The organism is Dietzia alimentaria 72 (genome assembly GCF_000226215.1).
GTDB classification, from domain to species: Bacteria; Actinomycetota; Actinomycetes; order Mycobacteriales; family Mycobacteriaceae; genus Dietzia; species Dietzia alimentaria.
This window is the reverse complement of sequence record NZ_AGFF01000007.1, coordinates 354025-375335: the sequence shown is the minus strand read 5'-3', so window position 1 is coordinate 375335 and position 21311 is coordinate 354025. Positions and strand designations below refer to the sequence as shown.

The following is a 21311-nucleotide window of genomic DNA, read 5'->3' as shown; positions in this document are numbered from 1 at the left end:
GGGCCGTGACTACTGAGAGAATATGCCGGTGCCCACGCCCGCCCCGACACCGGCCAGTAGCCTCCACTCCCACGAGACCCACCTACGTTCGCTCGGGTTGCCCATGATGATCTCGCCCGCCACGCGCCTGCGCGAGGTCCTACCCCGGTCCGCCGGGGTCGCGGCAGGTCTGACCACTGCCACCCTCGCGCTCTCCTCGCTCGACCGGTCGAACGACTACATGATCGACCTGCTCGACCAGGCGGACGCTGACACCGCCGTGTTTGACGACCTCGAATTCTCCGACCCGGTCGTCTTTCTGCTGTTCTCGGCGCTCGCGCTCCTCGCCGCGGCGCCGTTCGTGGGGTGGCTGGTATCCGCGCTCAGCCGACGCGTGGGCCGGGTGGCGCGGGTCCTCCTCGGGCTCGGTGCAATCGCCGCACTCGTCGTCGTCGCTCCCTTGTCCTTCGACCCGCACGACGGCCCCACCCTCCGCACCACCGCGGTTCTCGCGGCGGCGGTCCTGATCGGCACCTACCTCGGCCTTTGGCCGCTGGTGCGCTGGGCCGCGGGGCGGGTGCGGCGCGAGGTGGGCACGATGGGCCAGATGGTCGCTCGCGTCCTTCCGATCCTCACGCTGGCCGTCTTGTTCCTGTTCTTCAGCGCCGAGATCTGGCAGATCATGGTCGCGCTCTCCTGGCCGCGCACGTTCGCGGTCGTCGGCACGATGGCGGGCCTGACCGTTTTGCTGGTGGGGATCACCACCCGCGACGACATGGTGAACGAATTGCGCGACGCCCGCCCGGCTCACACGCTTCGGACGACCGAACGGGTGAACATCCTGCTGATACCGGTACTGGCCACGCTCATCCAGGCGGCACTGTTCGCGACGTTGGTGTTCGGGTTTTTCCTGTTCCTGGGCTGGATCGCGATCCCCGAAGCCACGGAGACACGCTGGACCCTGCGCCCCACTCACGAACCAGGCGGGCTGCTCGCAGGAATCCCGGTGAGCGTGACCCTGGTGCGGGTATCACTCGCACTCGCAGCGTTCTCCGCGCTCAACCTGGCGGCCGCCGCGGCCTCGGACCCCGCGCACCACGCCCGGTTCGTGCGCCCGATGCTGGACGAGGCGGTCCGTGGCCTCGCCGCGCGCGAGGCCTACCTCGAGGCTCGACGACGAAGCTGAGCCGGAAGCTGGGTTCTGGAGCCCCTCAGGGCGTGCGGTAATCCCGGGCTCGCAGACAGACAGTGACGATCAGCGTCACCACCACGACCGCCGCCGCGAGCCCCAATGCGTTCGGGCCCACCACCTTGTGCAGGAGCGCGCCGGTCATACCGCCAAGCCCCAGTGCCGACCACAACGCCACCTGCTGCAGATAGGGAGCCCACGAGCCGCCGGCCAGCGCGTCGACCAGTCGGTGGGCGGACTTGACCACCGCACCCGTCATATAGGTGACGCCCAGCGAGACCTCGCCGCGGGAATGGAATACCGAGTTCATGGCACCCATCGAGGCCGCGGCCACCGCGATCGACAGCGGGACCGCCAGTACTGCCGCGGACGTCATCCAGTGCAGTGCCAGCGACGTCACCAGGAGCACGGCGACCAGCAAAAGGACCGCGGGCCGGTCATCGAGGTTACGACGGCGGGTAACCAGTGCACCGGCGACCGCGCCGAGGAAGAACGACACCAGGACGACAGCGGCGATGCCGGCCCCCGCGAAGTCTCCCTCCGCGAGGTCCACCACCATGCGGGTGGAGTTGCCGCTCATGAACGAGACGAAGTACCCGCCCACAACGAGAAAGCCCACGGCGTCCACAAAGCCGGCGGTGCCGGCCAGCACCACTGCCAGGACGCGCTCGCGCCTGCGGAGATCACGCATCGGCTCGCCCGCCTACCGGTCGATCAGACGGGGTCCACTCCGAACAGGGCGGGCAATGTGCCCTCGTGCGCTGCACGAAGCTCTTCGGTGGTCAGCGTGAACTGCCCCTGCACCTCGAACGTGCCCGCATCCGTGTCGGTCACGCCGACGCGCGTGTGCGGGATGGACTGGGCGGTGAGCATCTGTTGGAAACGGATCTCCTCGCCGCGCGGGACCGAGACGACGACGCGGCCAGCAGACTCGGAGAACAGCCACACGAACGGGTCGGCGTCCCCCGGCAGGACCACACGGATACCGCACTCCCCCGCCAGCGCCGACTCGACCAGCGACTGGGCGAGGCCGCCCTCCGACAGGTCGTGGGCGCCGGAGATGAGACCGTCCTTGGACGCGGTGGCGAGGATCCGAGCGAGCGTGGCCTCCCACTTCAGGTCGACCACCGGGGGCGTGCCGCCGAGATGGTCGTGGGCGACCTGGGCCCAGATCGAACCGTCAAGCTCATCGCGGGTCTCGCCCAGTAGATAGATGCTCTCGCCCGGGGTGTCCCCGAACGCGGTGGGGGTGCGGCGGGCCACGTCGTCGATCACACCGAGAACGCCCACGACGGGGGTCGGAAGGATCGGAGTGGTGCCGGTCTGGTTGTAGAACGACACGTTGCCGCCGGTGACGGGGATGCCCAGCTCGGCGCACCCGTCAGCCAGCCCGTGGACGGCCTCACGGAACTGCCACATGACCCCCGGGTCTTCAGGCGAACCGAAGTTGAGGCAGTTGGTCACGGCGACCGGGGTGGCGCCGGTGACGGCGACGTTGCGGTACGCCTCCGCCAGCGCGAGGCGGGCACCGGTGTACGGATCCAGCTGCGTGTAGCGGCCCGAGGCGTCGGTCGACAGCGCGATACCGCGGCCGGACTCCTCGTCGAGTCGCAGCACCCCGCCGTCCGCGTGCTCGGCGAGGATGGTGTTGCCGCGGACGTAACGGTCGAACTGCTCGGTGATGAAAGCGCGCGAGCAGAGTGCCGGGCTGGAGACCATGTCTAACAGCGTCTGCCGCAGCTCTGAACCGGTGGACGGACGCGGCAGGTTCGCCGTGGTATCCGCCTGGAGGGCGTCCTGGTCGGCGGGCCGCTCAACTGGCCGCTCATACACCGGGCCCTCGTCGGCGATCGTGCTCGGCGGCGCGTCCAGGACGATCTCACCCCGGAACTCGATGGTCAGATTGTCGCCGTCCGTGACCTCGCCGATGTCGCTGGCCAGCACGTCCCAGCGACGGCACACCTCCATGAACGCCTCGACGTTCTCCGGCGCCACCACAGCACACATCCGCTCCTGCGACTCGCTCGAGAGAATCTCGGCCGCGGTCATCCCCTCGGCGCGCAGCGGGACGTTGTCCAGGACGATGTGCATGCCCCCGTCGCCCGCGGCCGCGAGCTCGGACGTGGCACAGGCCAAGCCTGCACCGCCGAGGTCCTGGATGCCCACCACGAGGTCGTCACGGTAAAGCTCGAGGCAGCACTCGATGAGCACCTTCTCCGCGAACGGGTCGCCCACCTGAACGCTGGGAAGCTTGCGGGGCTTGACCGGGACTCCGTCCTCGTCGACGGCGAAACTCTCCGAGGCCAGGACCGAGACACCGCCGATTCCGTCGAGACCCGTGCGGGCGCCGAACAAGATGATGCGGTTGTTCTTTCCGGACGCGAACGCGAGGTGCAGGTCCTCGACCCGCATGACCCCGGCACACAGAGCGTTGACGAGCGGGTTACCGGCGTACGAGGAGTCGAAGACCGTCTCGCCACCGATATTGGGAAGCCCCAGGCAATTGCCGTAACCGCCGATCCCCGCCACCACGCCCGGAAGGACACGCTGGGTGTCATCGGCGTCGGCGGGGCCGAATCGCAACTGATCCATCACGGCCACCGGGCGGGCGCCCATCGCCATGATGTCGCGGACGATCCCGCCCACGCCGGTCGCCGCACCCTGGTACGGCTCGATGTACGAGGGGCTGTTGTGGGACTCAACCTTGAAGGTCACCGCCCAGCCGTCACCGATGTCCACCACGCCGGCGTTCTCGCCGATACCGGCGAGCATCGAGGACCGCATCTCCTCCGTCGTGGTCTCACCGAAGTAGCGCAGGTGCACCTTGGAGGACTTATACGAGCAGTGCTCGGACCACATGACGGAGTAGACGGCCAGTTCCGCGTCAGTGGGGCGTCGGCCGAGGATCTCGCGGATCCGGGCGTACTCGTCCTCTTTGAGGCCGAGCTCGGCCCACGGCTGCTCCAGGTCGGGGGTGGCGGCGGCGTTCGCGGTGGAATCGACAGGAGTGGTCACGGCGCAGAGTCTAGTCGGCTTCTTCCGCCCCGCGAATCTACTCCCTCGTCGGCCACACCCCGCATCAGGTGGACAGGACCTCGAAGGTCAGTCCACCCCGCTCGAGGCGCTCGAGGAGGAAGTCCCCCATCGCCTCCGCGGTGGTGACCTGACCGGACTTCGCGGGCAGGTCGTCGAACGCCAGACACAGTGCGGACTCGGCGATCATCATGGACGTCTCCGTGTATCCGGGATCACCCCCGGAGACCCGGGTGACGACGCGGCGGCCGCCGGCCAGGGCGACAAAGGTGACATCGAACGACGAGCGGGCGCGGCGGGAGTCGCTGGGTCCGGAGCCGCGGTCTATCCGCTTGAGCAGCTGTGAACGGATGGGGCCGACCTGCGCGCCCAGTGCGAGCGCACCCACCCCCGTCACCGCGGTCGCGGCCATCACCGGTGAGCCGAGTGACGCGTAGTGCGAGTAGGTGAAGTCCGGACCGTAACTGTCCAGGGCGGCCGCAGACCGCAACACGATCTGTGGGTCGATAGTGGGCAGCGGAACCAGCCAGCGCCCCAGCACCTCGTCGCGGTGCGGCTTTCCGCCTACCGCCTTGATGCGCCGACCGTCGGCTCGGCCCTGCTTCTCGCGTCGCTGCTTGGCTATTCGGCCGGCTTCACGCAGACGAGCGAACTGCCCGATCGCCGAGTGGAAAGTCCCGCCTGAGAACTGCGCGTTGGCACGGACGGCGCCGTACACCGCCACTGGCACTCCCTCCGGGACCTGTTTCATTGTGTAGAACACGCCGAGGTCGTGGGGAATTGAATCAAAGCCACAGGCGTGGACGATCCGCGCACCGGAAGCCACCGCGGTGTCGTGGTACGCGAGGTACATGCGGTCCGCGAACTCAGGCTCGCCGGTCAGGTCCACGTAGTCTGTTCCCGCCTCTGCGCAGGCGGCCACAAGGGGCTCACCGTATTCGAGGTACGGGCCCACGGTTGTAATGACCACCCGCGCAGAACCGGCCATCTCATCGAGTGAGGTGCGGTCCTCGGTGTCGGCCACCACAATGCCCGGCGCCGGGACATCCGGCATCTCTGCCGCAAGTCTGGCCGCCAGCGCATCCAGCTTGGTGCGGTTGCGCCCCGCCACCGCCCACGAGCCCCCCTCGGGCATGTTGCGCATCAGGTAGTCGGCCACGAGCCCCCCGGTGAAACCCGTCGAACCGTAGAGAACGATGTCAAACTGACGTGTGGACTTGTCTGCGGAGGTGGACTGATCGGAAGCGGTCATCCCATTGTTCTACCGCATTGGGTTGAAGTTGCCTCCGTCCCGGCCCTCGAACGAAGGGTGAGGGCCCGCCCGGACGATTCCGGGCGGGCCCTCGATATGCACACTGTTTCTTAACCCGCGGCGACGACCGAATCCAGAGCGGACAGGAACAGCCCCAGCCCGTCGTCGGACGGTCCGGTAAGCGGGTCGATCGCGTGCTCGGGGTGCGGCATGAGTCCCACGACGCGACCGTTCTCCGAAGCGATGCCGGCGATGTTGTTGGTGGAGCCGTTCGGTGCGTCGCCTGAATAACGGAACACGACGCGCCCTTCGGCCTCCAACTGCTCGATAGTCTCGGGGGACGCTATATAACGGCCCTCACCGGACTTGAGCGGAATGAGGATCTCCGCGCCCTGCTCGAATCGTGAGGTCCAGGCAGTGCTGGTGTTCTCCACGCGGAGCCACTCGTCGCGGCAGATGAAGTGCATGTCTCGGTTGCGGCCCATCGCGCCGGGCAGCAGTCCTGCCTCGCACAGGATCTGGAAGCCGTTGCAGATGCCCAACACGGGCATCCCACCCTTGGCAGCCGTGATGACCTCGCCCATGACGGGGGCCAGCGAAGCGATGGCGCCACAGCGCAGGTAGTCGCCGTAGGAGAAGCCCCCGGGTACCACCACGGCGTCGACGCCCTTCAGGTCAGCATCGGCGTGCCAGAGTGACACGGCCTCCGCGCCCGAACGGGATACAGCGCGCATCGCGTCGACGTCGTCGAGCGTCCCGGGGAAGGTGATGACGCCGATCCGGGCCGTCACGAGGCCACCTCGGCGGTGTCGACGCGGACGACCTTCCAGTCCTCGATGACCGTGTTGGCCAGGAGCGTGGAGGCGATCTCCTCGAGCTCGGTATCCGACACGTCGTCGGCCACCTCGAGTTCAAACCGCTTGCCCTGGCGAACGTCCGTGACGCCAGCGTGGCCCAGACGGCCCAGAGCGCGGTGGATCGCCTGCCCCTGGGGGTCGAGGATCTCGGCCTTGGGCATGACTTCGACGACGACTCGGGCCACGGTGGGAACTCCTCGATCGGTGAAAACGCGGAACGGTCCCGGACGGGCCGGGGCTCAGGTAAAGATCCTACCCGCAGGCGGGCGGAGGACCGAACGCTCAGCGGATCAGACCGGGAGGACGTCCTCGATGGCGTCGATGAGTTCAGTCGCGCCCGGCTCCACCTTGGGGCGGAAGCGGCCGACCACCTTGCCGTCCGGGGAGAGCAGGAACTTCTCGAAGTTCCATTGCACGTCGCCGGCCTCACCGTCGGCGTCAGCGGCCTTGGTGAGCTCCGCGTAGAGCGGATGCCGCTCGGGACCGTTGACGTCCACCTTGGCGGCGAGCGGGAAGGTGATTCCGTACTTGCCGGAGGTGAACTCCTTGATGGTGTCCTCATCGCCGGGTTCCTGGCCCATGAACTGGTTGCAGGGGAAACCCAGGACGAAGAAGCCGCGCTCGCGGTAGTCGTCGGCCAATTCCTGCAGGCCCTCGTACTGCGGCGTCAGGCCGCACTCGCTGGCCACGTTCACCACCAGGACCGCGTGGCCCGCGTAGTCAGCCATGGACGCGGTCTCGCCGTCGATGGTCGTGAACTCGATGTTGTGGACGCTGCCGATGTCGTTGCTCATGTGACGCAGCCTACTGGGATTGCCTTCTTAGACCGCGCCTGCGGTGTGAATGGTCCAGGCGTACTCAAAGGCCGTCTGGCGCCACCGCTCATAGCGTCCGGAAACGCCGCCATGGCCGGCGCTCATCTCGCAGCGCAGAAGAACCGGGCGATCCGCCGAGTTGGCCGAGGTCGATACCGCGCGCAGTTTGGCCACCCATTTGGCGGGCTCCACGTAGAGCACCCGGGTGTCGTTGAGCGAGGTCACCGCCAGGATCGACGGATAGTCCTTGGCCTCGATGTTCTCGTACGGCGAGTAGGAAGCCATGTAGTCGTAGACCTCGTCGGAGTGCAGCGGGTCGCCCCACTCATCCCATTCGATCACCGTGAGCGGCAACTCAGGCATGAGGATCGAGGTGAGCGGGTCCACGAAAGGCACACCTGCCTGGATGCCGGCGAACAACTCCGGCGCGAGATTGGCCACCGCGCCCATGAGCAGACCACCTGCGCTACCCCCCTCTGCCACCAGCCGGTCCGGGGCCGTGAGCCCCGAGCCCACCAGGTGCCGAGCGCAGTTCACGAAGTCGGTGAAGGTGGCCCGCTTGAAGAGCTTCTTGCCGTTCTCGTACCAGAGGCGGCCCATCTCGCCGCCGCCCCGCACGTGGGCCACGGCGAAGACCATTCCGCGGTCGAGCAGGGACAGCCGCGCCACGGAGAAGCCCGGGTCGATGCTCGACTCATACGAGCCGTATCCGTAGAGCAGCGTGGGGACCTGCTCGCCGGCGTCCACGCGCGCGGCGGTGTCGACCGACATCACGAGCGAGATCGGGATTCGGGTCCCGTCCTCGGCGACCGCCCAGTCACGGCGCTGCACGTATCGGCTCGGGTCGTAGCCGCCCAGCACCTCCTGCTCACGCAGCAAGGTCCGCTCCCCTGATGCAAGATCGAGCGAGTAGATGCGGCCGGGAGTCACGAACGAGCCGAAGCCGTAGCGAAGCACCGGCGAATCCCACTCGGGGTTAGCTCCCGGGCCCGAGGTGAACAGTTCTTCGTCGAACTCCACCGGGGCGAACTCGGAGTAGGCCCCCACGCCAGCGGTCGAATCCGGATCCAGCGGCATCAGAGCGAACCGTGGGAGCGCGCCCTCGCGGTAACCGAGCACCAGCACGCGCGCGAACGCGTCGACGCCCTCGATGCGCACGTCCTCGCGATGTGGCACAAGAGTGTTCAGCTCTCGGAAGTCCTTGTCCACAGGACCGACTGGAGCCTCGACCACAGTGGAGTTGGGCGCCCCCGCGTTGTGGGTGATGAGGAACCGGTCTTCGCCGCCGATGACCGCGTGCTCGACGTCGTATTCGACGCCTTCCTCACGCGGCCGGACACACCAGAACTCACCCGCCGGATCGGACGAGTCCAGACACCACACCTCTGTGGTGATCTTGGACCCCGCCGCAATCTGCAGGAACTTCTCGCTCCGCGTCTCGCCCACCCCGATCCAGTAGGACTCGTCGGGCTCATGGAACACCTTGTCGTCGTCGTCACTCGACGAGCCCAATCGGTGACGCCACACAGTGTCGGGTCGCCATGCCTCATCCACCGTCACGTAGAAGACGTACCGGCCATCGCGGGACCACGTCACCCCTGCCGCGATGCCCGGGATCTCCTCGTCAGGCGCGGTGACCTCCGGATCCAGCGAGCGGAAACGCAGGGTGTACCGCTCGTCGCCTTCCGTGTCCGACGCCCAGGCGAGAATTCGACCATCGTGGCTGACGGAGAAGGCGCCGAGCGCGAAATACTCGTGTCCCGCAGCCTCGACGTTGCCGTCCATCAGAAGCTGCTCGCCCGGGAGCTCCACACCGGGCGAGACCTCGGGCGGCACCCAACCCGCGGGGTCGGCGGCATCCGTTATGAACTCAGCCGGCACCGGAACACGGCAGTGCTGCGCATAAGAGCTCCCCTCAGCCGTGCGCGAGAAATACCACCAACCACCGGCGCGGACCGGGACCGACATGTCGGTCTCCTTCACCCGCGAGCGGATCTCCTCGTAGACCGCGTTCTCCAACGGCTTCAGATCCGCCGTCATGGCGTCGGTGTAGGCGTTCTCGGCCTCGAGGTAGGCGATCGTGTCCGCGGAGTCCTTGTCGCGCAACCACTCGTAGTCGTCCACGAAGACCCGCCCGTGGTGCTCACGGGTGTGCGGGCGACGCTCGGCCACCGGCGGTGTGGGGGTGGCGGCCTTCGCCGCGAAGTCAGAGTTGCTCATGCGTTCTCGCTCCCGATCCAGTCAGAGAAGGACAAGCCCGAGATGCGCTCGTAGGCCTCGATGTACCGGGCCGTCGTGGCATCGACAACTTCCGCGGGAAGCGGGGGCGGTGGCGAATCCGACCCCTTGGCCCAGCCTGAGTCCGCGCCGGTGAGCCAGTCGCGCACGAACTGCTTGTCGAAGCTCGGCTGGACGCGACCCGCCTCGTAGACGTCGGCGGGCCAGTAGCGCGAAGAATCCGGGGTCAGCACCTCGTCAGCCAGGATCAACTCGTCGTCCGCCACGCCGAACTCGAACTTCGTGTCCGCGAGCAGCACGCCGCGAGCTGATGCCATCTCGGCGGCGCTCGAGTAGATGTCCAGCGTCGCCGCGCGCAGGCGCTGGGCCAGATCGGCGCCGACGATGTCTGCGAGCTGATCGAAAGAGATGTTCTCGTCGTGGTCGCCCACCGCGGCCTTGGTGGCAGGGGTGAAGATCGGCTCGGGCAGGCGGCTGGCCTCGACCAGACCCTCCGGGAGCTCGATGCCGCACACCGTGCCCGACGCGCGGTACTCGACCATGCCCGAGCCCGTCAGGTAGCCGCGGGCCACACACTCTGCCGGGACCATGTCGAGGCGGCGCACCACCATCGCCCGGCCCAGGACCTCGGTGGGAATCCGCTCGTCATCCAATGGACCCGCCAGGTGGTTGGGCACGTCGAGGGCGTCGAAGAAGTAGGCGCTCATCGCGGTGAGTACCCGGCCCTTGTCCGGGATCGGCGTGTCCAGCACATGGTCATACGCGGAGATCCGGTCGGTGGCCACGAGAAGCAGGGTCTCGGCGTCGATCTCATAGAGTTCGCGCACCTTGCCCGCGGCGAGATGGCGGTAGGAAGAGAGCTCGGGTCGCATGACGGCCAGCGTAGTCGGACCGCGATGGCCGCCGGAGGTCAACCTAGACGGGCGTCAAGCCACTCCCCCAGCGCCGCGTACGCTTCGTCGGCGCACAGGTCGTTGAACAATTCGTGCTTGCCACCTTCGATCTCCCGATAGGTGATCTCCGGTCTCGGGTCGTGGGCCGATCCCGCGACCTGGGCGAACCGGCGCGCGCCCGTCGGGGAGGTGATGGTGTCCGCTCCGCCGTTGAGCACGAGCGTGGGCAGACGGAGCGCGGGTGAACGCTCGAGCAGCCGACGGCCCCCCGCGAGCAGTGTTCCCGCCGACAGTGCGGGAACTCCCCCGTGATGGACCAGGGGGTCGGTGTTGTAATCCTCGACGTACTCGGGGACACGGGAGATCTCTCGCGCGTCCAACTTCTCCACCGGCAGGAACGGCAGAAGTCGGCCGATCACCGGTGCCACGGCTCTCAGCGCCGCAGGGGTGTCCTCACCCACGACGAGACCCGGGGACGACAGCACGAGCCCCTTGAGGTCCCAGGGGCGACGGAGCGCGGACTCGCCGGCTATCAGTCCGCCCATCGAATGGCCCATGAGCAGTCTCGGAAGAGCGTCTGCACCGTTGGCGTCTGCAGAACGACTCCACTCGACCAGCGCATCGCGTGCAGCCAGGTTGTCCTCAATATGGGTTTCCATCGCGACCTTGGCCCGCGGTCCGGGCGCAGTGCCGTGGCCGCGGAGGTCGTAAGCCGCGACGGTGATCCCGCGACCCTGCAGGAACTCGATGGTCCGGCCGTAGCGGCCCGAGTGCTCACCGAATCCGTGGACCAGCAGGAGCAGCGCTCGCGGGTCCTTGGCACGATGTACGGCCAGTTGCAGACCGCCGGTGCCGGGGACGGGGATCAAAGTCTCTCGCATGGGCGTCACACTAGCCGCCTCCAGCGCCCGAATTCCGCACTTCGACGACCCGGAGGGTGCACGTCTCGGGGGCGAGATCTTGAGCAGACCTTCACACGATCTCCACACGAACGCGCGTGATCGTCTGCCAGCCTGACACGTGGATTGTTGAACGATGGAGTCTGCTGCGGAGGATCATGATGATGGGAAGCCACGGGATGAACTTCGGCATGAGCTGGTCATGGGTGTTCTGGGTCCTGCTGATTCTGGGAACAGTGGTGGTCGCGGCTGTGGTGATGAAGGCGTTAACGGGTGGCCGCAGCGCACATCCCCCGGGAGAGGACCACCGCGCGGGTCCACTAGGCATCCTCGATGAGCGGTACGCGCGCGGAGAGCTGAGCACCGACGAGTACCGGGAACGTCTACACAACCTCGACCAAGGTCCGGGGTGAGCCAACTGACACGCCGGCAACTCCTCGCCGTCGGGCTCGCAGGCGCCGGCACGGCGGCCGTGGGCGGGGCAGGCCTGTGGTGGACTGCCCGTGAGGGCGACACCACGTCCGGTGGTGGCTTCACCGGCACCGACGACGACCTCCTGGAACCGGACGTCCTGGCCAGTCGCGACGGCGTGCTCGAGATAGGCCTGGTGGCCGCCACCGCACGGGTCAGAATCGGCGGTCGGAACGCGGACGTGCATGCGTTCAACGGCACTCTGCCCGGCCCGACCCTGCGGGTGCGAGCTGGAGATACGCTTCGCGTATCCCTGGCCAATCAACTCGATGCGCCAACCAACCTGCACGTACACGGACTTCATGTCTCGCCCGAAGACAACGGCGACAATCCGTTTGTGAGCATCGATCCCGGCGGGAGCTTCGACTACGAGTTCGTCCTGCCGGACGACCACCCACCCGGCACATTCTGGTATCACCCACACCTGCACGGCTATGTCGCCGACCAACTCGCCGCCGGGCTCTACGGGGCGATCATCGTCGAGGACCCCGTCCCTGTACCGGTCTCCCGAGAGCGCACGTTGGTCATCTCCGACATCACCCTCGACAGGAACGGCAACCCGGCTGCCGCGTCTCCGCCGGAGAAAATGATGGGCCGCGAGGGCCAGACCGTCCTGGTCAACGGCCAGGTCCGGCCCCATGCGACCGCAGCGCCGGGTGGGCGGGAGCAGTGGCGGATCGTCAACGCCTGCCCGTCGCGCTACCTACGTTTGACCCTAGATGGTCAGACACTCAGCCTGTTGAGCCGTGACACCGGTCGCCTTGCCCGGCCGGTCGACGTCACCGACGTGACGCTCGCTCCCGGCAACAGGGTCGATCTGCTCGTGGAGACCCGCCGAGGCATCTCCATCCTGCTCGCCACCCCGGTGAATCGTGGCACCATGCCCGGCATGATGGGCGGCCCTATGGCCGGCGCCCCCAGCACACGCGACGAGCCGATCGAGCTCGTCGATCTGGAGGTCACCGGGACCGCGGCAGCGGCTCTCGACCCCGTACCCACGGGCCCCGCTCTACGGGATCTGCGTACCGAGCCCGTCACTCAAACGCGGACCCTCGCATTCGGCATGGGCATGGGAGGAGCCCGCGGGATGAGGGATGGCGCGCGTGGGCGCGGATCAATGATGTCGTTCACCATCAACGATCAACAGTTCGACGCGGGCCGGACCGACATCACCGTCCGCTCCGGAACTGTGGAGGAATGGACCCTGACCAACACCGGCCCCATGGACCATCCGATGCACCTGCATGTCTGGCCTATGCAGGTCGTCGACGAGGGCGCTAGCCCCATCTGGCAGGACGTGGTCAACATCCCCGCTTTCGGCCGCGTCACCGTCCGCGTCGCGTTCGGCGACATCGTCGGCCGCACCGTCTATCACTGCCACATTCTGGACCACGAGGACCTCGGGATGATGGGCACGATTCTGGCCCGGTGACGCTGCGGGATATCTGCGACTATCCGACATGTCGACCCCTCGCAGTGTTTACGCTCGACAAGCCGCTCGGCAACGAAAGGAGCTCGAAATATGGGCACATACCTGGGCGCGTTCGCCATGCTGGCGTCGTCCTTCGTCCTGGTTCTCCTGCTCTACGTGGTCGCGCGGCGCGCTGCCGTCGCCTCTGAACCGTTGACGTCACTGCCGTTCCTGTCCGGTTGGCGCCCCAGCGAACACGCCCTGTCCCGGTACCACGCGCGCTGGTACCCGCTCACCGTGCTGTTCCTCGCATTTGATGTGGAGATGCTCTTCATGTACCCGTGGGCGGTCGTCGTGGCGGACGTCGGCATCAGCGCGGTCGTCGAGATGTTCGTGTTCCTCGGCGTGCTCATGGTCGGCGTCGTGTGGGCCTGGCGAGAGGGGGCGCTGAGGTGGGTATAGGAACGCTGTTGGCGCGCCGCGCGGTCCGGGTTGCGCACGTCCTCGTGGTGGAGAGCCCCGGCTCGGCGCGCCTACGCATGCTTACCGAACGCGCGCTGACGGGCCGCGGGTGGAGCGCGGCCCTCTCCCCAGCAGAGGCCGACATCCTGCTCGTGTGCGGCAACCCGGGCCCGCAGCTGACGGCCGCGATCGACCGCGTGTGGGAACAGATGCCGGGCCCACGCGCGCGCGCATCCGTACATTCGCCGACGGGTGTGGAGTTCGCTCTGGCCCAAGCCGCGCAGCTTCTCGCCGACGACTACGAGCAACGCCGCGACACACGCGACCGCCCCCCGGGCCCTCCCGAACCCGAGAATGACCCGGGGACTCACGACGAGGGGAACGACGACGGCGACGAGGCGAACGACGTCAGCACGGGTCACGAGCAAATGGGCCACGGCGATATGGACCACAGCCACACGGACCACGATGACATGGAGATGGCGCCGAACGGCATAGCGTTGGCCGAGCAGTCCGAAGACCACGACGGGCTCACACTCGACGCGTTGACGGTCCCCCTCGGGCCCGTCCTCGCACACTGGCCGGCAACGCTCGTGCTGCGGTGCACCCTCAACGGCGACCTGATCGTCACCGCCGACGCCGAGTGGTCCGACGCCGACCACGAGCCCACCCGCCGCGGCGACGACGACCGGCCCTCCGACGACGACGACGTCGCCCCTCGATGGCACGCCGCCCGGTACTGCGACGACGCCGCACGGCTGCTGACCGTGGCGGGCTGGGACGCGGCCGCGGATGCCGCGCGACGACACCGGGACGCGCTGCTTGGCTCGGACTCCACGGCTCGCTGCGCGGGCGACATCGGTAGAACCGCCGATCGGATCAGTCGCAGCCGCAGCCTGCGGTGGGCGCTGCGAGGGCTTGCGGTGCCGGATCACGGGGGCTCCGAGGTCAACCTGTTCACCCGACCTGCGTCCTGGCTGCGAGAGGCGCAGCACATACTCGACGCCGGCTCCACGCCTCGGCCCGTGACACCGTCCTCACCCGCCTCTCTCGCCGAACGCGTCGTGGGCTTGGACATCGCGTCGGCGCGGATGGTCGTCGCAGGGTGCGCTCCGCTGCTGCGCACGAAGAAGCGCGACCGTGTCTGAGATCATCGAGGTCGGAGCGGGGTGGGCTGTCCCGGCGGCCGCGCTGGTCCTCGTCCTCGCCACCGCGGGTGCGTGCGTGGACGGCGCGGCCAGGCGACGATCCGTCGGAGCGCCCATGGTTGCGGGACTGCTCAGGCCATTCGACGAGACCGCACGGCTGCTCCGGCAACGTCGCAGACGTCTGGTCTCGGCCGACCTCGTGCTGTGGCGTGTCGGTGGTGCCGGCCTCGTCGTCGTCGCCCTCCTCAAGATCGCAGTCATACCTTTCGGCGTGTGGACCCTGTCCGATATGCCCGCAGGCGTGGTCTGGTTCAACGCGATGGACGTGGCGATCTGGGCGCTCGTGTGGCTGGCCGGATGGGGGGCGAACAGCGCGCACTCGCTGATCGGCGGATATCGCTTCCTCGCGCAGGCGCTGTCCTACGAGCTGCCCCTGATGTTCGCGCTCACCGCACCTGTCGTGGCCGCCGCCAGTCTGCGGGTGGGCGACATCGTGCTGGCTCAACAGGACCTGTGGTTCGTTGTCTGGATGCCGGTGGCGTTCCTCGTGTTCTGCGTGAGCGTGATCGCGTTCTCGGTGTGGGGGCCGTTCTCCACGCCGGCAGGTGCGGATCTGTCCGGGGGTGTGCTGAGCGAGCTGTCCGGGGTGGACCGGCTGCTGTTGCTCGCCGGTCGCTACGCGCTGCTCACCGCCGGGGCCGCTTTCGCTGTGACGCTGTTCCTGGGCGGCGGAGCGGGCCCCCTGCTGCCGGCCTGGGTCTGGACGCTGATGAAGTCCGTCGCGCTGCTCGCCGTGTTTGTCGGCCTGCGCCGTCTCCTACCGGCGATCCGACCTGACCGGTTCGCCGAAGTCGGGTTCCTGATCCTGCTGCCGGTGGCCCTGGTCCAGCTGCTCGTCGTATCCGTCGTTGTCCTAGGAGGGTGAGCCGTGCCCGTACCTGATGCGTCCGTGCCGGAAGCCATCGCGTTCTGGATATTGTCCGTTATCGCGGTGGTCGCAGGGATCGCGGTGTTCCGCGTGGACTCCATGGCCCGGGCGACCTACGCACTCGCGATCTCGTTCGTCGCGGTCGGCGGCGCCGTGCTGCTGCTCAGGCTTGACTACATCGGCCTCATTACCGTGTTGATGATGGTGATGGAGATGGCCATCATGGCGATCTTCATGATCATGCTCATGGGGATGAACCCGGCCCTGATGCCCATGAGCATGGTGCACAACAACAAGGGCGCCGTGGGGATCTCGGTTGCAGTCTTCCTGGCATTAGCCGCGGGCGCCGTGCTCGTCCCCTGGCCCGCCGAGAGTCGCGAGTTGCCCGGGCCGCGGGCAGACCGGACAGCGGCGCTCGGCGAGGCGATCATGGGCCCACACATGTTGGTGATGATGACGGTCGGCGCGGTCCTTTTCGCGACGATCGTGGCCGGCCTCGTCCTGACGCTGCCCAGCGGCCGGTATCAGCGGTTCGGCGACGACCTGCGGCGCCGCCCCGCACAGGATTCCCGGCGCGGAGGACTGGGCCGATGACGCTCGAAACCGTTCTGGTGGTGGCTGCGGCGCTGTTTGCCGTCGGTCTCTATGGCGCGTTGTCCCAGCAGGTCGTGGTGATGATCATGATGGGCCTGGAGCTGATGATCAACGGCATCATCTTGGCGGCAGCAGCGATGTGGTGGTACTTGGCTCCCGTACCGCAGGGGCAGGTGCTGCTACTGGTGATCCTGGCCGCAATGACCGTGGAGATGGCAATGGGATTCGCCGTGGCGATTCTCTACCACCGTGTGCGCGGAGCGGACATGACCGACATGGCCACGGACCTGTCGCGATGACCGCGCTGCTCTGGGCCGTCGTCGCCGTCCCCGCCGCCTTGGGCGCACTACTGGCACTCGGCGGCCGGGCGCTCGAGCGCGTCGCGGTTCCGGTGGCGGTGGCGACGGCCGCCGTTGTTCTCGGGCTCGCGCTCGCGGTCGCCGCCGGTGAACCCTCGGTCGCGGCACCGTTCGTAGCGGGCAGCACGTTCAGCCTCGCCGTCGACGGCCTGTCCGCCCCGGTGGTGGTCGCGGTGGCGGCGGTGTCCCTGCTGGTGATCGGCTATGCCGCAGCCGAGGGCATGGTCCCGCGGTCGCGGTTCCACGGGCTGATGCTGATCTTCCTCGCTGCGGTGATGGCGACCGCGACGGCCACCACCCTCCCGGCCCTGCTGTTCGCCTGGGAGGTGATGGGAGCCGCGTCCTATGCGTTGATCGGTTTTCACCACGCCGACCCCGATCGGGTCTCATCCGGCCTCACCGCCTTCCTCACCACCCGTACCGCCGACCTGGGCCTATACCTGGCCGCGGGCGCAGCACTAGCGGGCGGGGGCACGCTGTCGATCGACGGTCTGGGCGAGCTCCCGCCGGGCTACCGCGATGTCGTCGCGGCCGGGGTCCTCGTGGCCGCTCTGGGGAAGGCCGCGCAGCTGCCTTTCTCGTTCTGGCTCTCGCGGGCGATGGCGGGCCCGAGCCCGGTCAGCGCGCTCCTGCACTCGGCGGCGATGGTCGCCATGGGCGGCTACCTGCTGCTGCGCTCCGCGCCGCTGCTCCAGGCGACCGGATGGGCCGGCCCCGTGAGCGCGTGGATCGGGGCGGGCACCGCGCTGCTGATGGGCGCGGTCGCGGTGGCGCAGCGCGATCTCAAACAGGTGCTCGCCGCGTCGACCGCGGCCCAGCTGGGATTCGTCGTGCTCGCCGCCGGGCTGGGCGCGGTCGCTGGCGGCGCCGCGCATCTGCTCGCCCACGCCGCGACCAAGGCTCTGCTGTTCCTGGTGGCTGGCGCGTGGCTCTCGGCGCTGGGCACCAAGAAACTCGACGCGCTCCGGGGTGCCGCCCGGCGGTGGCCAGTCACGGGCGCGATGTTCACGGTAGGTGCGCTGAGCCTGGCCGGCGTGGCGCCGCTGTCGCTGTGGGCGACCAAGGATCACGCCCTCGCCGCCGCTCTCGCCGACGCGCCGGCGTTGTACGTGGTGGGGTTGGCGGCCGCCGGGCTCTCAGCCGCGTATGCGGGAAAGATACTGCTCGTCGCGTGGGACGCGATCGCGGAGCACCCCGCGTACGACACCGAGACCGCGGGCACTCGTGAGATCACCGTGTGGCAGCAGCTCCCGCTCGTTCCGCTCACGGCCGGTGCCGGCGTCCTCGGACTGCTCGTCCTACCCGCGGTGGCGGGCCCCGTCACGGACGCGATCGGGCTCGAGGCCCCACCGGCCCCGGGGGCCATCGAGTTGGTCGCCTCGGCGGCGCTGGCGCTCGTTGTCGTCGGCCTGGTATTCCGGTTCGGGACGCCGGAACCGGCGTGGGCGTCCCGGTGGCTCGGGCTGGGTCGGGCCACGAGCACGCTGGTGACCCGGCCGACCCTCGCCCTCGCCGGTGCGCTGGCCCGCGTCGACGACCGCGGCCTCGACCGCGCCGTCCACGCCACCGGCTCCACGGTGACGGCGGCGGCCTCGCAACTGGCCCGTCTCGACGACGGGGCCGTCGACGGCGTCGTCGTCGCCACCGCGGCAGCGACCACCCGCGCGGGTCAGCGCCTCGCGTCCGTTGACACTCACGTGGTCGACGGCGCGGTGGAGGGCTTCGCCCGGGGCGCCCGCGAACTCGGTGCGCGGGTCCCCCGGGTGCAGACCGGCCAACTGCACCACTACTACGTCCACGCCGTCATCGGCGGCTCCGCCGCCCTCCTACTCGTGTTGATCGTGAGGTAAACGTGCTCAGCGTCGTCATCTTCCTTCCCCTCATCGCCGCGCTGGCGATCGCCGCCCTCCCCGCATCGGCCCGGGTCGTGGCGCGGTGGGGATGGATCGCGGTCACCGCTGCCGAGCTCGGACTGACCGTGTGGTTGTGGGCCGGCCACGAGGGCGGCGGGACCCTGGCATTCGAGGAGCGACTGGAGTGGATGCCCACGGTGGGCAGCAGCTACCACGTCGGGCTGGACGGCTTGTCACTTCCGCTGGTGGCGCTGACCAACATCGTCTTTTTCGCGTGCGCGATCTACGCACTTCGTGAACGTGACCGGCCCCGGGGCCAGGCCGGACTGTTACTCGCTCTACAGACGACGTGCCTGGGGTTGTTCGCCGCCCAGGACCTGTTGGTGTTCTTCGTCTTTTTTGACCTGTCGATCGTGGGCATGTACTTCGTCATCGCCGGCTGGGGTCATGGGAACGCGCGCCGAGCGGCCCTGAAGTTCTTCCTCTACACCTTCCTCGGCTCGCTGGCGCTACTGCTCGGGTTCATCGGTCTGTACCTGGCCGCCGACCCACACACCTTCGATATGGTCGAACTCGCGCGCGCCGACCCACTCGCTGGCCGCGGCCTGGCGGGGGGGCTGGTGATGGCCGCCATCCTGCTGGGGTTGGCCGTCAAGACCCCGACCGTCCCGTTCCACACCTGGCTGCCGCCCGCGCACACCGACGCTCCCGCCGTCGGCTCGGCGGTGTTGGCCGGGGTGCTGCTGAAGATGGGGACCTACGGGTTCGTGCGCATCGCGATGCCACTACTCCCACAGGCGTGGCAAGCCTGGGCGTGGGTGATCGTCGCGGTCGGCATCGTCTCCGTGCTCTACGGCGCCCTCGTCTCGCTGGCGCAGAGCGACGTCAAGAGAATGGTCGCCTACACCTCGGTCAACCACATGGGTTACATCGTCCTCGCGGTCGGCGCGGCCGGGATCCTGGTCGATTCGGCGACCCGGGCCCGCGAGATCGCCGTGACCGGGGCGATGGTGCAGATGGTCAGCCACGGCCTCATCACGGCCGCGCTGTTCCTGCTGGCCGGGCTGCTCCGCGATCGTGCGGGGACCTACGAGATGTCGCGGTTCGGCGGGCTGGCGTCGACCGCGCCCCGCTACGCCGGGCTGTTCGCCGTGGCGGCGTTCGCCTCTCTGGGCATTCCCGCCTTCAGTGGCTTCATCGCCGAGTTCCAGATCTTCACCGGCAGTATCGGCGTCACCGCGTTCGCGGCGATCGCGCTTCCGGGGATCGTCCTCATGGCCGCCGTCCTGCTCCGCGCCGTGCAGGCGATCCTCGCCGGCCCGCCGCAGGGCGGCTCGGTCGGTTTCGCCGATGTCCGCGTGCACGAGGCCGTACCCATCGGCGGATTGCTGTTGCTCTCCCTGGTCATCGGGGTGGTCCCCGGGCCACTGCTCGCGGTCATCGAGCCCGCCGCCGTGACCGTGACGCACTTGGTCAGCCGCTAGATGGACGCGCAGATGACCACCGGCATGAACATGGCCTCCGATTCGCTGGCGATGGCGATGGCTCTCGCGCTGTTCGCCGGCGCCGTGCTCACCCTGCTGACGGGGTCGTTCCTGGCCCGCCACCGGCAGTTGGTCGCGCGCCTGATCGCCATCACCGCCCTGCTGGGCAGCGCCGCGGCCGCGGTCGCCGCGCTCGCCGGATCACCCCGGCGCGTATTCTCCGACACGTTCGCCGTGGACACGCCCACCTCGGTGGCGGCCCTCATCATCGCGGGAGCCACCCTGCTGGTCATCACCCTCGGGATCGATGAACTACGCGGTCACGAGCGCGAGAGCGAGGCCTACTCGCTGCTGTTGCTCGCCGCCCTCGGGGCCCTCGTGATGGCCGGTGCCACCGACCTGCTGGTGCTGACCGTCGGCTTCTTCCTGGCCAGCATTCCGCTGTACGCGATCATCGGGTTGAGCCGCACCTCGAAATCCGCCGAGGCGACCCTGAAGACCTACCTGCTCGGTGCCCTGTTCGGTGTCGGACTTCTCCTCGGGGTGACCGTCCTGTACGGCGCCGGCGGAGCCACGGAGTACGACGAGCTCGCGCGTGCCCTGCCCGCCGTCTCCCCGGTGATCATCGCGTTTGGCGTCGTGGCCGTCCTCGGCGGTCTGCTGTTCAAAGCCGGGGCGGTGCCCGCCCATTACTGGGTGCCCGATGCCGCGCAGGGGGCGAGCACCTGGGCGGCCGCCTATGCGACCACGGTGCCCAAGGTCGGCGGGATGATCGCGATCTACCGGTTTCTCGAGGAGGTCTCCCCCGGCATCGAATGGTCGATGCTCGTCGCGGTCCTGGCGGCCGTGGGGATGACTCTGGGCAACCTCGCCGCCTTCTTGCAGGACGATCCGCGTCGACTACTGGGCTGGTCGACGATCAGCCAGGTCGGCTACCTCCTGCTGCCAGTCGCGGTCGCTGGGCTCAGTGACCTGGCGGCACCCTCACTGCTGCTCTATCTGGCGGGGTACGCGGTCACCAACATCACCGCGTTCGCGGTGATCGCCGCGGTGCCCCAACTCCGTGTGCTATCGGACTACCGGGGGCTGGTGAGCCGGAACCCACTGCTTGCGGTGGCGTTGGCCGTCAGCCTGCTGAGCCTGGTGGGGACTCCGCCGACGGCGGTGTTCCTCGGTAAGCTCACCACCTTTTCGGCGGCCTGGGACGGCGGGTTCGCCTGGCTCACGGTGGTGGCAGCGGTGAACACCGTGGCCAGCCTGTTCTACTACCTGCGCTGGCTGGCCCCCGCCTTCACACCCGACCGCGCCGCGGGCGGGTCGGGTACTAGCGCGACTGTGCGGCGGTCCGGGTACCTCACCGCCCTCGTCGGCGCGGGCGGAATCCTCGCGTTGGGGATCGGTGGCGGACTGCTGTGGGAGCTCCTGCTTCCCTAGCCCCACCGGGCC

General features: G+C 68.4%; 20 protein-coding genes. 11 read left to right on the top strand and 9 right to left on the bottom strand.

Going from position 1 to position 21311, the window contains the following annotated elements:
- Positions 1–22: 22 nt before the first annotated feature.
- Positions 23–1165 (top strand): hypothetical protein, encoded by a 1143-nt coding sequence (locus ON04_RS04195; RefSeq protein ID WP_010540337.1) that lies wholly within the window; start codon positions 23–25, stop codon positions 1163–1165.
- A 25-nt stretch (positions 1166–1190) separates the two neighbouring features.
- Here the strand turns inward: ON04_RS04195 and ON04_RS04190 are convergent, their stop codons facing one another.
- The 9 genes from ON04_RS04190 to ON04_RS04150 form a co-directional block, all read right to left on the bottom strand.
- Positions 1191–1859 carry a YoaK family protein gene (locus ON04_RS04190; protein ID WP_010540336.1) on the bottom strand — a complete coding sequence of 223 codons (669 nt, stop codon included), beginning with the start codon at positions 1857–1859 and terminating at the stop codon, positions 1191–1193.
- A gap of 23 nt (positions 1860–1882) precedes the next feature.
- The gene (gene purL / locus ON04_RS04185; protein WP_010540335.1) at positions 1883–4183 is read right to left on the bottom strand and encodes a phosphoribosylformylglycinamidine synthase subunit PurL; all 2301 of its coding nucleotides are present in this window, start codon (positions 4181–4183) and stop codon (positions 1883–1885) included.
- Between the two features lie 64 nt (positions 4184–4247).
- Positions 4248–5453 (bottom strand): saccharopine dehydrogenase family protein, encoded by a 1206-nt coding sequence (locus tag ON04_RS04180; RefSeq protein ID WP_010540334.1) that lies wholly within the window; start codon positions 5451–5453, stop codon positions 4248–4250.
- A gap of 110 nt (positions 5454–5563) precedes the next feature.
- Positions 5564–6244: a phosphoribosylformylglycinamidine synthase subunit PurQ gene (gene purQ, locus ON04_RS04175; RefSeq protein WP_010540333.1), complete on the bottom strand. Its 681-nt coding sequence runs from the start codon at positions 6242–6244 to the stop codon at positions 5564–5566.
- Positions 6241–6495 (bottom strand): phosphoribosylformylglycinamidine synthase subunit PurS, encoded by a 255-nt coding sequence (gene purS / locus ON04_RS04170; RefSeq protein WP_010540332.1) that lies wholly within the window; start codon positions 6493–6495, stop codon positions 6241–6243. The genes purQ and purS overlap by 4 nt, the downstream gene beginning before the upstream one ends.
- A gap of 105 nt (positions 6496–6600) precedes the next feature.
- Positions 6601–7104: a glutathione peroxidase gene (locus tag ON04_RS04165; RefSeq protein WP_010540331.1), complete on the bottom strand. Its 504-nt coding sequence runs from the start codon at positions 7102–7104 to the stop codon at positions 6601–6603.
- A 27-nt stretch (positions 7105–7131) separates the two neighbouring features.
- A complete protein-coding gene (locus ON04_RS04160; protein ID WP_010540330.1) occupies positions 7132–9345 on the bottom strand; it encodes a S9 family peptidase in 2214 nt (737 codons plus the stop codon).
- Entirely contained in the window at positions 9342–10235 is an 894-nt protein-coding gene (locus ON04_RS04155) for a phosphoribosylaminoimidazolesuccinocarboxamide synthase (protein WP_010540329.1), read from the bottom strand. The genes ON04_RS04160 and ON04_RS04155 overlap by 4 nt, the downstream gene beginning before the upstream one ends.
- 38 nt (positions 10236–10273) lie before the next feature.
- Entirely contained in the window at positions 10274–11137 is an 864-nt protein-coding gene (locus ON04_RS04150) for an alpha/beta hydrolase (protein WP_010540328.1), read from the bottom strand.
- Positions 11138–11319: 182 nt separating this feature from the next.
- On the opposite strand from ON04_RS04150, the gene ON04_RS04145 reads away from it, so the two are divergent.
- The 10 genes from ON04_RS04145 (at position 11320) to ON04_RS04100 (ending at position 21299) form a co-directional block, all read left to right on the top strand.
- Positions 11320–11568 carry an SHOCT domain-containing protein gene (locus tag ON04_RS04145; RefSeq protein ID WP_238529226.1) on the top strand — a complete coding sequence of 83 codons (249 nt, stop codon included), beginning with the start codon at positions 11320–11322 and terminating at the stop codon, positions 11566–11568.
- On the top strand, positions 11565–13058 hold the full coding sequence (locus ON04_RS04140; protein ID WP_010540326.1) for a multicopper oxidase family protein: 1494 nt from the start codon (positions 11565–11567) through the stop codon (positions 13056–13058). The genes ON04_RS04145 and ON04_RS04140 overlap by 4 nt, the downstream gene beginning before the upstream one ends.
- Before the next feature lie 90 nt (positions 13059–13148).
- Positions 13149–13499 (top strand): NADH-quinone oxidoreductase subunit A, encoded by a 351-nt coding sequence (locus ON04_RS04135; RefSeq protein WP_010540325.1) that lies wholly within the window; start codon positions 13149–13151, stop codon positions 13497–13499.
- Entirely contained in the window at positions 13490–14647 is a 1158-nt protein-coding gene (locus ON04_RS04130; RefSeq protein ID WP_010540324.1) for a hypothetical protein, read from the top strand. Before ON04_RS04135 ends, ON04_RS04130 begins: the two co-directional genes overlap by 10 nt.
- Positions 14640–15572 (top strand): complex I subunit 1 family protein, encoded by a 933-nt coding sequence (locus ON04_RS04125; protein WP_010540323.1) that lies wholly within the window; start codon positions 14640–14642, stop codon positions 15570–15572. Before ON04_RS04130 ends, ON04_RS04125 begins: the two co-directional genes overlap by 8 nt.
- A gap of 3 nt (positions 15573–15575) precedes the next feature.
- The gene (locus tag ON04_RS04120; protein WP_010540322.1) at positions 15576–16169 is read left to right on the top strand and encodes an NADH-quinone oxidoreductase subunit J; all 594 of its coding nucleotides are present in this window, start codon (positions 15576–15578) and stop codon (positions 16167–16169) included.
- Positions 16166–16468, top strand: coding sequence for an NADH-quinone oxidoreductase subunit NuoK (locus ON04_RS04115; RefSeq protein ID WP_010540321.1), 303 nt, complete (start codon positions 16166–16168; stop codon positions 16466–16468). Before ON04_RS04120 ends, ON04_RS04115 begins: the two co-directional genes overlap by 4 nt.
- Complete coding sequence (locus tag ON04_RS04110) at positions 16465–18378, top strand: proton-conducting transporter transmembrane domain-containing protein (RefSeq protein WP_010540320.1); 1914 nt, start codon at positions 16465–16467, stop codon at positions 18376–18378. Before ON04_RS04115 ends, ON04_RS04110 begins: the two co-directional genes overlap by 4 nt.
- A gap of 2 nt (positions 18379–18380) precedes the next feature.
- Entirely contained in the window at positions 18381–19865 is a 1485-nt protein-coding gene (locus ON04_RS04105; RefSeq protein ID WP_010540319.1) for a complex I subunit 4 family protein, read from the top strand.
- A 12-nt stretch (positions 19866–19877) separates the two neighbouring features.
- On the top strand, positions 19878–21299 hold the full coding sequence (locus tag ON04_RS04100; protein WP_010540318.1) for an NADH-quinone oxidoreductase subunit N: 1422 nt from the start codon (positions 19878–19880) through the stop codon (positions 21297–21299).
- Positions 21300–21311: the final 12 nt, after the last annotated feature.